Origin of the sequence: Pseudolysobacter antarcticus (assembly GCF_004168365.1) — a bacterium.
GTDB lineage: Bacteria > Pseudomonadota > Gammaproteobacteria > Xanthomonadales > Rhodanobacteraceae > Pseudolysobacter > Pseudolysobacter antarcticus.
In genome coordinates this window covers 14,406-28,841 of record NZ_CP035704.1, presented here as the reverse complement: position 1 = coordinate 28,841, position 14,436 = coordinate 14,406, and the positions used below count along the sequence as shown (strand labels likewise).

At 60.0% G+C, this 14,436-nt stretch carries 10 protein-coding genes; 5 read left to right on the top strand and 5 right to left on the bottom strand.

What is annotated here, in order from left to right; genetic code table 11:
- Nucleotides 1–115 precede the first annotated feature (115 nt).
- From ELE36_RS00230 to ELE36_RS00220, 3 genes are all read right to left on the bottom strand, one after another.
- Nucleotides 116–577 carry a hypothetical protein gene (locus ELE36_RS00230; protein ID WP_129831180.1) on the bottom strand — a complete coding sequence of 154 codons (462 nt, stop codon included), beginning with the start codon at nucleotides 575–577 and terminating at the stop codon, nucleotides 116–118.
- 179 nt (nucleotides 578–756) lie between these two features.
- Nucleotides 757–2,937 carry a hypothetical protein gene (locus tag ELE36_RS00225; protein ID WP_129831179.1) on the bottom strand — a complete coding sequence of 727 codons (2,181 nt, stop codon included), beginning with the start codon at nucleotides 2,935–2,937 and terminating at the stop codon, nucleotides 757–759.
- The gene (locus tag ELE36_RS00220; RefSeq protein WP_165371401.1) at nucleotides 2,924–4,129 is read right to left on the bottom strand and encodes a DUF3142 domain-containing protein; all 1,206 of its coding nucleotides are present in this window, start codon (nucleotides 4,127–4,129) and stop codon (nucleotides 2,924–2,926) included. Before ELE36_RS00220 ends, ELE36_RS00225 begins: the two co-directional genes overlap by 14 nt.
- Nucleotides 4,130–4,281: 152 nt before the next feature.
- On the opposite strand from ELE36_RS00220, the gene ELE36_RS00215 reads away from it, so the two are divergent.
- The 3 genes from ELE36_RS00215 to ELE36_RS00205 all read left to right on the top strand — a co-directional run bounded on the left by ELE36_RS00215 (nucleotide 4,282) and on the right by ELE36_RS00205 (nucleotide 5,984).
- Nucleotides 4,282–5,286, top strand: a complete 1,005-nt coding sequence (locus tag ELE36_RS00215; RefSeq protein ID WP_129831177.1) for a class 1 fructose-bisphosphatase — start codon at nucleotides 4,282–4,284, stop codon at nucleotides 5,284–5,286.
- Nucleotides 5,287–5,321: 35 nt separating this feature from the next.
- Nucleotides 5,322–5,621, top strand: a complete 300-nt coding sequence (locus tag ELE36_RS00210; protein ID WP_129831176.1) for a hypothetical protein — start codon at nucleotides 5,322–5,324, stop codon at nucleotides 5,619–5,621.
- A gap of 105 nt (nucleotides 5,622–5,726) precedes the next feature.
- Entirely contained in the window at nucleotides 5,727–5,984 is a 258-nt protein-coding gene (locus tag ELE36_RS00205) for a GlsB/YeaQ/YmgE family stress response membrane protein (protein ID WP_129831175.1), read from the top strand.
- Nucleotides 5,985–6,128: 144 nt separating this feature from the next.
- Here ELE36_RS00205 and ELE36_RS00200 read toward each other — a convergent pair whose 3' ends face one another.
- Complete coding sequence (locus ELE36_RS00200) at nucleotides 6,129–7,784, bottom strand: MFS transporter (protein ID WP_129831174.1); 1,656 nt, start codon at nucleotides 7,782–7,784, stop codon at nucleotides 6,129–6,131.
- Nucleotides 7,785–8,066: 282 nt separating this feature from the next.
- Between ELE36_RS00200 and acs the strand changes: the two genes are divergently transcribed.
- The gene (acs, locus tag ELE36_RS00195) at nucleotides 8,067–10,007 is read left to right on the top strand and encodes an acetate--CoA ligase (RefSeq protein WP_129831173.1); all 1,941 of its coding nucleotides are present in this window, start codon (nucleotides 8,067–8,069) and stop codon (nucleotides 10,005–10,007) included.
- Nucleotides 10,008–10,079: 72 nt separating this feature from the next.
- Nucleotides 10,080–10,763 carry a response regulator transcription factor gene (locus ELE36_RS00190; protein ID WP_129831172.1) on the top strand — a complete coding sequence of 228 codons (684 nt, stop codon included), beginning with the start codon at nucleotides 10,080–10,082 and terminating at the stop codon, nucleotides 10,761–10,763.
- Between the two features lie 34 nt (nucleotides 10,764–10,797).
- Here the strand turns inward: ELE36_RS00190 and ELE36_RS00185 are convergent, their stop codons facing one another.
- Entirely contained in the window at nucleotides 10,798–14,307 is a 3,510-nt protein-coding gene (locus ELE36_RS00185) for a hybrid sensor histidine kinase/response regulator (RefSeq protein WP_165371400.1), read from the bottom strand.
- Nucleotides 14,308–14,436 lie beyond the last annotated feature (129 nt).

The window sequence follows — 14,436 nt, the reverse complement described above, 5'->3', positions numbered from 1 at the left end:
CGGGAGTCGCGACCGTCGCATGCCGAACTCCCCCGGTCGTCAATTGTCGGAAGGCGCTACGCTTTTCCGACCTACGTACTGCAGCGATAACGTTTGTGAAAAAAATTATTCCAACTTAAACGCCATCTACGTTCACTTTATGGAAATGTATCGAGCGACACCTGATTACAATTTTCCCACTTGGTGAGAACCGAAACTCAGTTACCGAATATTCGCCATCAAGATAAAAGTTAGCCTCGTAAATGGATAGTTTGGGTTCTGCGTGGGACATCTGGAAATCAATAGATTGCACGCCATTGAAACAAATGCGCCCCGGCATTGGGCCAATGTATTCTGGAAGCCCTAAAAAATTGGCATTGGCATCAACAAGCGATATTTCCATCGCACTTGAACCAATGTCCCACCACATATTTCTGACTTCGCAGTCATGCAAGTCGCCCTGTGTATCGAGAAAATCTCCAAACGTCTGGGTCATTGCATCACCTGTCGCGGCGAAAATATTTGATATGCCCGGACTAAAATTACTTCCGGCTCGATTGCCTGCATGGGCACATGACTCCGCGAGCCAAAATCCCATTCGAGCTCGTAGGTTGGATGAGCGGCGCAGCCGCGTTATCCGATAGTTGCAGGATAAATCCGGATTCCGGGAGTCGCGACCGTCGCATGTCGAACTGCCCGACCGTCAATTGTCGGAAGGCGCTGCGCTTTTCCGACCTACGCATAACGCGGACGAGTTCGTGTGGCCTCACGCGAGCTTTATCGAACGCGGCGACGGCGCCAGAATATAAAACCGATCAACACGATCAGCGCCCCACCAATCCACGGCGCCCAATGCCGCGCCTGATGTTTGTAGAACGCCATACGCTGATCCCATAGACGCTTTTCCGCAGCGGCGAAATCAGGCTCGGGACAGGTGCGGCCGAAACTCGCACCCCACGGCACCAGCGCGCCTTGCTTGAGATAACGCGCGTAAACGTTCTGCGCGATCGCGGGTTCGCGGTCGATGATCCACGACGTCGCCTGACACAACACCGCGGCAAATGCCTGCGTGCGCGGCGGCAATAAATCCGCCGCCCTGCCCGCATCGTCGACCGCATTCAAGCGATAGTGATAACGCGCCAGCGGGGCAGCCTTGCTGCTGGCGACACGGCTGCGCTCGTCATCGCTGGTGTAGTCGCCGATGATTTTCAGATCGGTGCGCGGATGCGGCACGGCGTTGTAGCCGGCGTCGTAGGTGAACGGCGAATTGAGGTCGAAGTCGCCGGCATACAGAGCGAAGTCCGGATCGCCTTCGAAACCTAGCAGTTCCATGCCTTTGCTGCGCTCGATTTTTGCCGCCGCAAAAAATCCACGCGCGCGGGCGATCTGCGCGCCTTGTTCGCTGGCGTGTCTGGCACTGGCGAGTTCGCGCGATTTGCCTTGCAGCTCGGCATTGTCGAAATACACCGATGCTTCGTCGTAACGTGCGCTGCGCAACAGCCGACGCGCGAGCAACGCACGTAATTGCGTGGCCGGATCGCTGGCAATCAGATCTTCGCCATCGGGATTGGTCGCGCCGGGCTTGGCCGTGCTCGCCGGCACCTTCGCATCAACATACGCCTTGAGCTCATCGATGCTGAGCACCCGTTCGGCGACGTAAGCCGCGTCAGTCCAGTATTGCGAACCGGCGCGATACAACAGATCCATCGCCTCGCGATAATCGCGGCGCGACAGCGCGAGCGTGGCGGCTTCGCCATTGACTCGACACGCGGGCTTCAGATCGACAACGCTGCCAATTTCGGCAGAAAAATAAGCGCCCCAATTCTCGGTTTGCGGAAAGCTACTGGCGGCTTTCGCATACGCCTGTGCCGCAGCGGCGGTATCGCCTTTGCGCAACGCGAGTTTGGCGCGGATCCACCAGTTCAACGCGCTGTCGTCATGCATCGCATATTTTTCGGCGAGATCGTAACGTCCGGCGCGATAGGCGAAAGCCGCGAGTCGATCCACGCCCGATACCTTGTCTAGCCCGCGCGCTTCGATCGCTTTCAGCAATTTTTCGATCGCCGGCGGCAGAGTTGTGGCGGCCTTGATCGGCGTCGCCGATGACTTTGCCAGTTCGCTGTCGGCGCGATTTTCTTCGAGCTCGCCGCTGCGCGTGAATGCGTAGGCGATCAGCAAACGTTGCGTCAACGGATCGCTCAATTCGGTATCGAATTGCTGCGGTTGTGCGATCAACTTGCGCGCGATCTGCAACAGCGACGCGCGCCCCGAGGTGGAATTGTGCGCCGCTTGTTCGGCATACAGCGCGATGGCTTTGGCGGTTTCGCCACGATCGAGCAGCAGTCGCGCTTGTTCGCCGAAACTCGCCACGGCTAGTCCCAACGGATCGGCCGCACCTTGCTGCGCGAGTTCGCGTGTGCGCACAAATGCGGCGGCGGCATCGTCGTTGCGATTGAGTTTGGCCAGACTGCGACCCGCCATGTACGCCGCCCAAGTTCCGCGCCGCGCGCGCTCCGTTGCGGGCAAGGCCAGCACCGCGTTGAAGCGACTCAAAGCGGCGGGATATTGGCCGGTGCTGAAAGCAACCGCGCCCGCGGTGTAGGTGCGCAACTCCTCGGACAATCCAACGCCTTCGGCATAGGCTTTTTCTGCATCGGCCTGGCTGCGCACACGCGTCACTTTTTCCAGTTCTTCGGCGCGCAGGTTGTCGTGATCGACCTTGTCGCGCAGCGCGGTCGGTTCCTCCCACGGCCCAGCTTCGATCGCCTTGAATTTGTCGGTTAGCGCAGGCGACAAACGCGAGACTTCAAAGTCGAACGTGCCTTCCGGCAAAACCAGCAAGGTATCGCGTCGATCGGCGAGTAATTGTTGCGGGAAATCCGGGCCGCAGGCGAGCGCAGGCATGGCCGTGCCCAGCAACAAGGCCAGTGCACAAAAAAGGTGTTTACGGCTCGACATGAATGACACTCCCCGACAAAGAATCCGCGCAACGCAGCCAGCCAATAATACGCTGCTGGCCGGCCGCAAGGCGCGCCGGTTTTTGCAATTTCCAGTGCAGCTCATTTTCTGCGGGCGAGTTTTCATCGTCCGGCAAAACATAACCGTTGAGTGCATCGGCATGGCAGCCGGATGCAGTCACGCGAACCGACGCGGGCAGATCGGCATCGAGATTGCCGCGGTTCTGCAGCAGCACGTCGTACAGGCCCGGCGCCTCGCGCAACGCCAACTGCGCGCGCAGATCGGCACGCAACGGCTGGCCTGCGATCACTGCATGCAAGGTGCTTGTACGCCAAGCGCGTTGATCGTCGGCGGTCGGCAAACGAAACCAGACGATGCCCGCCAAATGCGGCGGCGGATCGCGCTGCAGCGCTTGCAGCAAAACGGCGACCTCGCGCGGATCGGCACGCAATTCGCGCTGTTCGATGCCGGTGCTTGATGCCGAGGTTTCGCTGATGACCGCGATGACTCGACCGTTTTCGTCCCAATCCACGCGCGAACCATACGCCGGCAACGCGACTCTAAACGGCTTGTTGCTACGCGCGGCGAACGCCGCGATCCACGTTGCGGCGTGTATGCGTGAGAACAAACCGCGATTCGGATCTTGTACCGCATGCACTTGCAACACGACTTCATCGACCGACGCGAGCAAGGTTTCGAGTTCGCTGGTTTGCAGCCAGGTCGGCAACGCGGTGATCGACAGGCGCAGCTCGGGCGGCAATTTCTGGCGCAGCTCGGCCAGCAAGACTGCGTACTGTGGCAGACGCGCGCTGGCGCAATCGTAATCGATCTCGATGCCGCGCAAAACGATGCCGGCATCGTGGAATTGTTGTTGCAGCGCCGTCAGGATCGGCAGCAAAACGACGCTGCTCCCGGGTGCGAGCTGACCATCGATACGCACCACGGCGGTGACCGGCAAACCGGTTTGCGCGAGCACGGTTAGCGTTGGATTTATCGGCTGCAATTCACCATCGCTACGCATCTCCGCGACCAGCACACGCAGTGCAGAAAAATCGGCGGGCGCAGCGCGCGCCGCATCGATAACCGCCGGCGTCCAGACTCGTTGCCAGACGTAGGCTTGTTGTTCGAGCGGCACAATCACGCGTGCGCAACCGGCAATCAGACACGCGAGCATCCAAACGCCAGCGCGCAAGCACGAGAAATTTCCAGGATGAGATTGCCGCGCGGTTTGCATGCGCCATTGTCGCATCGTGCCTTCGCCGCGTAATCATCGATCGCAACGGCGGACTTGCTTTCGTGACGACAGCCGCGACAATGTTCGCATTCCATCCTGCGGAGTCATCCATGCAACCCGTTTCGCTCACTCGTTTTCTGCTTGAGGAACAACGCGCCAAGGGCCTGATCAATGCCGATCTGCGCCTGCTGATCGAAGTCGTCTCGCGCGCATGCAAGTCGATCAGTATCGCGATCGGCAAGGGTTCGCTCGGTGGCGCACTCGGCAGCGCGGGCAGCGAGAACGTGCAGGGCGAGGTACAGAAAAAACTCGACGTGTTATCGAACGAAATCCTGCTCGAAGCCAATGAATGGGGCGGTCATCTGGCGGCACTCGCGTCCGAAGAAATGGACGATCCACACCCGATTCCGCATCGTTATCCGAAGGGCGAATATCTGCTCGTATTCGATCCGCTGGATGGTTCGTCGAACATCGACGTGAACATTTCGGTCGGCACGATCTTCTCGGTGCTGCGCTGCCCGGATGGTGTGAGCGAGCCCGATGCGCAGGCGTTTTTGCAGCCCGGCGCGAAACAGGTCGCCGCCGGTTATGCGGTGTATGGGCCGAACACGCTGCTGGTGCTGACGCTCGGCGATGGCGTGCACGTGTTTACGCTGGATCGCGAGATGGGCAGTTTTATTCTGTCGCAACAGAATCTGCGCATCCCGGAAGAGACCAGCGAGTTCGCCATCAACATGTCGAACCAGCGCCATTGGGAAGCGCCGGTGCAGCGCTATATCGGCGAGCTCGTGGCCGGCACAACTGGGCCGCGCGCACGCGATTTCAATATGCGTTGGGTCGCCTCGATGGTTGCGGATGTGCATCGCGTTCTCACGCGCGGTGGCATCTTCCTGTATCCGCGCGATACCCGCGATAGCTCCAAACCCGGCAAATTGCGGCTGCTATACGAAGCCAATCCGATGAGTTTTATCGTCGAACAAGCCGGCGGCGCGGCGAGCACCGGGCATCAGCGCATTCTCGATGTGCAGCCGGCCGCGCTGCATGAACGCATTGCCGTGATTCTCGGCTCGAAGAACGAAGTGGAACGCGTCAGCGAGTATCACAAAACCGTTTAGACTATTGTCGTATCGCCCAACCTGGATCGGTCATCATGCGCTGGTTTTTTATTGCTGCCTTAATTGCCGGATTTGCGATTGCGTTTTCCACGCGCTCGCCGGGTCTGCTGGCGATCGGACTCGTGCTCGCGACAATCGGCGTGATCGGCACGATCCTGCAGGTGCTGGATAGTCGCATGGGCGCCAATTCACGCACCGATGCCACGCTGCTCGCGGATCGGGAAGTCGCATCGATCCGCGCGGCCACCCTGCAGGCGCGCGCCGCGCAGATCAAGGCGGCGCAAGCGGCGACCGCCAGCGCGGAAAAAACTCCCGACTCGCATGCGCAACCGTAGGCGCGTCCGCCGCACGCGGATCAAAAACTTTCGCTAGGCGAGGATCACCCACTCGGTGCAGAATGCCAGCGCGATCATCCGATCGAGTCTTTTGGGGATATCCGCATGACTGTTGAAGCTCTCATCATTTTCTTGTTAATCGGTGCGATTGCCGGCTGGCTGGCTGGTCAGGTCGTGAAAGGTCACGGTTTTGGCCTGGTCGGCAATATCGTGGTCGGCATCGTCGGTGCGTTTCTCGCCGGATGGCTATTGCCGCGCCTCGGTTTGAACCTAGGCCTGTCGGGCATTCTCGGCGAAATCATTTTTGCCGCGGTCGGTGCGATCATCTTGTTGTTCCTGATCGGTCTGATCAAGCGCGCCTGATTTCAATTGCTCCATCGCAAAGTTTCAGGTCAAAAAAAACGCCGCGTAATGCGGCGTTTTTTATTCCCCGAAAAGTGATCGGTGCCAGACATCGGCACCGATCGTGGCGCCGCCGGGGAGCAGCGGCGCGGGAAATACCAACCGTTACTTCGAGATATCCACGTCCTTGGTTTCGCGCAGAAACAGGCAGCCGATGACGAAGGTGGCACTCGCCACGATCACCGGATACCACAAACCGGAGTAGATATTGCCGGTCAGCGCGACGAGGGCGAACGCGGTCGTCGGCAGGAATCCGCCGAACCAGCCGTTGCCGATGTGGTACGGCAGACTCATCGAGGTATAGCGGATTCGCGTCGGGAACAACTCGACCAGCCATGCCGCGATCGGTCCGTAGACCATCGTCACGTAGATCACGAGGATCGTCAGCAACAGCAACACCATGCCGATGTTGATCTGGGTCGGATCGGCTTTCGCCGGATAACCTGCGGCTTTCAGGCCGTCATCCATTTGCTTGGCAAACCCGTCTTGCGCGGCCTTGAGCGCGATCGGGTCGAGTGTCGCACCTTCGAATGCACTCACCGTATTCGGGCCTATCTTGACCGTGGCGACACTGCCCGCAGGAGCGACCGTGTTGTCATACGGCACACCGGCTTTGGCAAGTTTAGCTTTGGCGATATCGCACGAGCTCAAAAACACCGTTTTACCGATCGGATCAAACTGGAAGCTGCAGGTCGCCGGGTCGGCCACGACACTGACCGGATTGGCTGCCTGGGCCTGTTCGATGGCCGGATTGCCGTAATGGGTGAGCGCTTTGAAGATCGGGAAAAAGGTCAGTGCCGCAATCAGACAGCCAGCCATCACGATTGGCTTGCGACCAATCTTGTCCGACCACCAGCCGAAGAACACAAAGAACGGCGTGGCAATCGCGAGCGAGCCGGCGATCAGCAAATAGGCCGTGGTGCTATCAATCTTCAACGTCTGGGTGAGGAAGAACAACGCATAGAACTGGCCGGCGTACCAGACGACAGCTTGGCCAGCGGTCGCACCGAACAATGCCAGTAGCACGATCTTGCCATTGCCCCAGCGCGCGAATGATTCGGTCAACGGTGCCTTCGAGGATTTGCCTTCGGCCTTCATCTGCTGGAACAGCGGCGACTCCTGCAATTGCATGCGGATATACACCGACACCATCAGCAACAGCGAGGAAAGCAGGAACGGAATGCGCCAGCCCCAATCGTCAAATGCCGCACCCATGCTCAGGCGAAAAATCAGAATCACCACCAGCGACAGGAACAATCCCAGTGTTGCCGTGGTTTGAATCCAGCTGGTGTAGAGGCCACGTTTGCCGGGCGGCGCATGCTCCGCGACATAGGTTGCCGCACCACCGTATTCACCGCCGAGCGCCAGACCTTGCAACAGCCGCAGCGCGATCAGGATGATCGGCGCGGCGACACCGATGCTGGCGTAATTCGGCAAACAACCGACGAGGAAAGTCGATGAACCCATGATCACGATCGTGACGAGGAAGGTGTATTTGCGCCCGATCATGTCGCCGAAGCGACCGAACAACAACGCACCAAACGGGCGCACTGCAAAACCCGCAGCGAACGCGAGCAGCGCAAAAATATATGCGCTGGTCGGATTCAGACCGGAGAAAAACTGCTTCGCGATAATTGCGGCGAGCGATCCATAAAGATAGAAGTCGTACCACTCGAAAACGGTGCCGAGACTGGACGCGAAAATGACGCGCTTGTGTCCAGTGGTAAGTGCGCCGCCGCTCTGCGTACTTGAGTTTGCCATGCCTGTTCTCCCCGATTGATGTGTGTCTGACGCAGCTCTGCTATCGACTTGCTGTGTTTTTTGTGTCGCCTTTCCTGCAGCTTCTGGCGTGCAAGCCGACGAGCGCGGCAGTTTATGAAACGAGGTTCAGAGACTGCGCTGCGTATCGCGTTGGCACTATTGGCCATTGGTCGAAACCCGCTGCTTTTTCGACTAAAGTCGTATTGGTATGCCGCCAACTCGCGCTAGTGTGCAGGTAGACCATGCGACACTGCGTGACAGTAATATTTCAGGAGCAAGATCGTGTCCAAGCTGTATCCCGTTTCCGCCGAGTTCGCCGCGCAGGCGAATATCAAGGCCGCCGATTACGCGAGTTTGTACGATGAGTCGGTAACCGATCCGGATGAATTCTGGGGTCGCATCGGCAAGCGTCTCGAGTGGAGCAAGCCGTATACACAGGTCCAGGACACCTCGTTTGACGCGAGCGATCTGCACATCAACTGGTACGCCGACGGCGAGCTGAATGTCGCGACCAATTGCCTCGATCGACATCTGGAAAAACACGGCGACAAGATCGCGATCATCTGGGAAGGCGACGATCCGAACGAATCGCGTCGCATCAGTTATCGCGAGCTGCATGCCGAGGTTTGCAAATGCGCCAACATGCTGAAGAACCTCGGCGTGCAGAAAGGCGATCGCATCACGATTTATCTGCCGATGATTCCCGAAGCCGCCGTGGCGATGCTGGCTTGCGCACGCATCGGCGCGGTGCATTCGATCGTGTTCGGCGGATTCTCGCCGGATTCGCTGGCCGGGCGCATCGTCGATTGCACCTCGAAACTGATCATCACCGCCGACGAAGGTTTGCGCGGCGGCAAAAAAGTGCCGCTCAAGATCAACGTCGACGAAGCCTTGCAACGTCCCGGCACCAATACCGTCGAGACCGTGATCGTGGTGCGCCGCACCGGCTCACCAGTGGCGATGCAGGCGCCGCGCGATCGCTGGTATCACTCGCTGATGGCAGCGCAAAGCACCGAGTGCCCGCCGGAGCCGATGAACGCCGAAGATCCGCTGTTCATCCTCTACACCTCCGGCTCGACCGGCAAGCCGAAAGGCGTCTTGCATACCACCGGCGGTTATTTGGTGTATGCGAGTTACACCCACGAATGCGTATTCGATCTGCAGGAAAACGATGTCTACTGGTGTACTGCCGATGTCGGCTGGGTCACCGGCCACAGCTACATGGTGTACGGGCCGCTGGCGAACGGCGCGACCTCGCTGATGTTCGAAGGCGTACCGAATTATCCTGACGTAAGCCGTTTCTGGCAGGTCGTGGACAAGCACCAGGTGACCTTGTTCTACACCGCGCCGACCGCGATCCGCGCGTTGATGCGCGACGGCGAAGCGCCGGTGAAGAAAACCAAACGGACGTCTTTACGGCTACTCGGTACGGTCGGTGAGCCGATCAATCCTGAAGCGTGGGAGTGGTATCACCGCGTGGTGGGTGATGAGCGTTGTCCGATCGTTGATACCTGGTGGCAGACCGAAACCGGCGGCATCCTGATCACGCCGCTGGCCGGTGCGATCGCGCAAAAACCCGGTTCGGCGACCAAACCTTTCTTCGGTATCAAACCCGCGATCGTCGATGTCAACGGCACACAACTCGAAGGTGCGGCTGAAGGCAACCTCGTGATCACCGATTCCTGGCCCGGCCAGATGCGCACGGTGTATGGCGATCATCAGCGTTTCATCGATACCTATTTCAAGACCTATCCCGGCACCTATTTCACGGGCGATGGCGCGCGCCGCGACGAAGACGGTTATTACTGGATCACCGGTCGCGTCGATGACGTGATCAACGTTTCCGGGCATCGCCTCGGCACGGCCGAAGTCGAAAGCGCGCTCGTCGCCCATCCGAAAGTCGCTGAAGCGGCCGTGGTCGGTTGCCCACACGATATCAAGGGTCAGGGCATCTATGCGTATGTCACGTTGAAAACGGGCATCGAGCCAACCGAAGAATTGCGCAAGGAATTACGTGACTGGGTGCGCAAGGAAATCGGCCCGATCGCGACACCAGATTATCTGCAGTGGGCACCGGGTTTGCCGAAAACGCGCTCGGGCAAAATCATGCGTCGCATCCTGCGCAAGATCGCGGAAAATCAGCCGGATCAACTCGGCGATATTTCGACCTTGGCCGATCCGGGTGTGGTCGCGAGTCTGGTCGACGAGCGCATGATCCGGTGATAAATCCAGAAAATTTTCACTACGCGTTTCGCAGGCAAGCAATGCAATTCACCTGGCACAGCCGTTCAAGTCATGCGTGAGATCCTGATCGCCGATGATCATCCGCTGTTCCGCGACGCCCTTAAGCGCGCGGTCAAGCAGGCGCTGCCCGATGCGGTATTGCTCGAAGCGGATACGGTACCGAGTTTGCTCACACTGATCGAAGCGCACGCCGATGCGGATCTGCTGCTGCTCGATCTGCACATGCCGGGTGCGCGTGGGTTTTCCGCACTCGCGCATATCCGCGGACAACATCCCGGGCTGCCGATCGTCGTTGTTTCGGCGCATGAGGAAAGCGCGGTGATCCAGCGCGCGGTGGCACACGGCGCCTCGGGTTACATTCCGAAATCGGCGCCGGTCGAAGGCATCGTCAGCGCGGTGCGCGCGATCCTCGACGGTGATGTCTGGTTGCCGCAAAACCTCACGCCGAGCGACGCGGCATTGAAACCCGACGAAGCGGCGATTGCCGCGCGGGTCGCCGAACTCACGCCGCAACAATTTCGCGTGCTCGGCATGCTCAGCGAAGGTCTGTTGAACAAGCAGATCGCGTTCGAGCTGCAAGTTTCCGAGGCCACGGTCAAAGCGCATATGACCGCGATCATGCGCAAACTCGGTGTCAGCAATCGCACCCAGGTAGTGTTGCTGATCGGCAAGCTGACCTTCGACGGTCGTGCCGCACCGATCCCCGAAGGCGAAGACATGCTGCTCGCGGATTGAGTCGGCAGACTCCGACACGGCTACGATTGTTGCGCTAGCCGACCGCGACCTGTTGCGTCCGCGCATGTCGTCCAAGCTGCGCGATCAACGCGCGCAACGCCGCGGGTTTCACCGGTTTGCGCAACAACGCGTATCCCAATTCGCGCGCACGGGATTTCAGTTCGGTGCTGTTGTCGGCGGTGATCAATGCGCCGGGCGGCGGTGCGGCCAGATGCGTGCGGATTACCGCGAGTGCATCGAGACCGGTGCCGTTTTCATCGAGATGGTAATCGGCGAGGATCATGTCGGGGCGGCGCAAGGTCGCAGCGGCAAGCGCCTCGTCGACATTCGTGGCGAGGTCGCAACTGATGCCCCAGCGTGTGAGCAATGCCGCCATGCCTTCAAGAATGGTGTGATCGTTGTCGATGCACAAGACGTGCGCGGTGAGGCCGAAGCCGGTGGTTTCCGGGCGTTTGCGCACGTGGCTCACGCTGGCCGCGTTGAACGGCGCCAGCGGCAAACGCAGGCTGAAAACACTGCCACGCTCGGGCCACGAACGCAGATCCAGCGTGTGGCCGAGCAGGCGCGCCATGCGTTCGCAAATGGCGAGACCAAGGCCGAGACCTTTTTCGCCCCACGGTGATGCTTGTTTGCCACGCTGGAATTCATCGAAGATCGCAGCGCGCTGTTCCGGCGCGACGCCGGGGCCGGTATCCCACACTTCGATGCGTACGTTGTCGCCGTCGCGTCGCGCGCCGAGCAACACCGTGCCTTCGCGCGTGTAGCGCAACGCGTTCGAGACGAAATTCTGCACAATCCGACGCAGCAACTGCGCATCGCTGCGCACATGCAAGCGCGTCGGCACCACACGCAGATGCAGGCCGCGTGCATTCGCCACTACCGCGAATTGATCCTTGATCGAGCCGAACAATTCACCGAGCGCGACCACGCTGATCTCGGGCTGGTAACCGCCGGCATCGAGGCGCGAAGCTTCGAGCAACGACTCGATCAAATCCTCGGCGGCTTTGAACGCGGTGTCGATACGTTGCGCCAGGGTGCTCGATTCTGCATCCAGCCCGGGCTGATGGCGCAGCGCCGAAGTGAACAAGCGCGCCGCGTTCAGCGGTTGCAAAAGATCGTGGCTCGCGGCGGCTAGAAAGCGCGTCTTCGATTGGTTTGCAGCTTGCGCCTGCTGCATCGCCTCGTGTTGCGCGCCGAGTGCGGCGGAGAGTTCCTGGGTGCGCTGGTCGACGCGCTGCTCAAGATTTTCGTTGGCTTCGCGCAATCCTGTTTCGGCATGTTTGTACGCGGTGATGTCAGTGTAGGTGGTGACAAATCCGCCCGCCGGCAACGGTCGGCCGCGCATCTCGATGATGCTGCCGTCGGTGCGTACGCGCTCGAAAACATACGGCGATCCCTGGCGCATGTAATCGATGCGCTTGATCACGTGACGCTCGATATCGCCCGGTCCGCACTCGCCGCGCTCGGCGTTGTAGCGGATCAGATCCGCCACCGAGCGACCGATATGCACCATGCCATCGGGATAACCGAACATTTCGAGATAGCGCCGGTTCCACGCGACCAGGCGCATTTCAGCGTCGACCACGCTGATGCCTTGCGCGATGTTTTCCAGAGTCGATGACAGCAACGCACGATTGAAGCGCAGCTCCTGCGAAGCTTCGTCGAGCAACGCGACGGCTTCGGACAGATCCATGCCGCTGCCGCGCAGCGCACTGGTCAGCATGCGTCGCGCCGACGCCGCGCCGATCGCGCCCGCGAGCAGACGTTCGGTGAACTGCAACAGATTTCGATCGGCGGTCGCGTGCAGATTGATGCTCTGTCCGCTGAGTTCGCGGTACTCGTCGAACGCACGCGCAACGCTGCGTTCACCGACGATGCGGCTCGCGATCGCACGCAAATCTTCGACCCGCACGCGGCCCGGCCATTCGCTGACGCTGGCTAGCGGACGATGCTGCTCGGGTTCGAGGAATGGCGCCGCATGCAGACGTTCCTGCACGGTCGGGCGAAACCGCAACGAGACAAAAATGTAAGCCCCGATATTCGCCAGCAGCGACCAGAATGTGCCGTGCGTAAGCGGATCCCAGCCCTGCAATTGAAACAGCGCATGCGGCCGCAGCCAGTTGATACCAAACGGCCCGGCGCTGATCCAGTCAAGCGGCAACCAGCCCGCACCGGAAAGATTCGGCAACAACAAGGTATAGATCCAGACCGCAAAACCGGCGAGCAGACCGGACAACGCGCCGATACGACTCGCGCCACGCCAGTACAGTCCGCCGATGATCGCCGGCGCGAATTGCGCGACCGCCGCGAACGACAACAAGCCGATCGAGGCGAGATTCTGATCGCGCGTACTGGCGCGGTAATACGCATACGCGAGCAGCGCGAGCATGAAGATAGTGATGCGCCGTACTGCGAGCACGACGCCGCTCAGATCGGCGCGATGCTCCAGGCGGAATGCGCGCACACGCAGCAGCGCGGGCATGATCAGATCGTTGCTGACCATCGTCGACAGCGCCACGCTGGCGACAATCACCATGCCGGTAGCGGCGGAAAATCCGCCGACGTAAGCGAGTACCGCCAGCCACAATTTGCCTTGCGCCAGCGGCAGCCAGAGCACCGACACATCGGCCGGCATCGCAGCACCGCGCGCGGCTTGGGTGCCGGCGGCGACGATCGGCAAAACAAACAGACTCACCAGCAACAGATAGGCAGGAAAGATCCAGCGCGCGTGACGCAGATCCTCCGGATTTTCGCATTCGACCACGCCGACCTGGAATTGCCGCGTCAGGCAAAATGTGGCGGCGAACGCGAGCAAGGTCTGCGCAAAAAATCCCGACGGCAGGCCGCGTGTTTGCAGTTCGGCCAAGGGCAACGCGATCGCCGCGCTGATACCGCTGCTGCTGAGCGCGTAAATGCCAACCGCGACGAACGCGACGAGCTTGACCACGGATTCGGCCGCGATCGCCAGCATCATGCCATGGTGATGTTCGGTCGCATCGATCCGGCGTGTGCCGAACAGGATCGCAAAAGCCGCCAGCAACAATGCGATGTAGAACGCGCTGTCGCGGAATATCGGCACGCGCGCCATCTGCAACGAGCCTTCGCTTAGTACGCTAATGCTCATCGCCACGGCCTTGAATTGCAGCGCCAGATACGGCACCGCGGCGGTGATCGCGATCAAGGTGACCAGTGCCGCAAGGCCGTGCGACTTGCCGTAGCGTGAGGCGATGAAGTCCGCAATCGAGGTAATGTTCTGCTGCTTGCCGACCAGCACGAGTTTGCGCATCAGGCCGATACCGAAGACGAACAGCAGTAGCGGCCCCAGGTAGATCGGCAGATACGCCAGCCCACCATTGATCGCGCTGCCGACTGCGCCGTAGAACGTCCACGACGAGCAATACACCGCCAGCGCAAGGCTGTAGACGATCGGCCGCAACCAGCGTCGCGACGGATATAGCGGATATTTGTCGCCGTAATACGCCAGCCCGAACAGCAGCCCGACGTAACAGACGGAAACCAGCAGCAAGGCCCAGCCAGCGATCAACGGTATTTTCCTTCCAGAGCGCTCATGCGAAACATTGTATCGCTCCACGCGCTTGGTGCCGCCACGACTTTGGTGCGTGGTCGACCACCAATTGCGGATTCGACTTGACCATCGCCGCGCCAGCCGCAA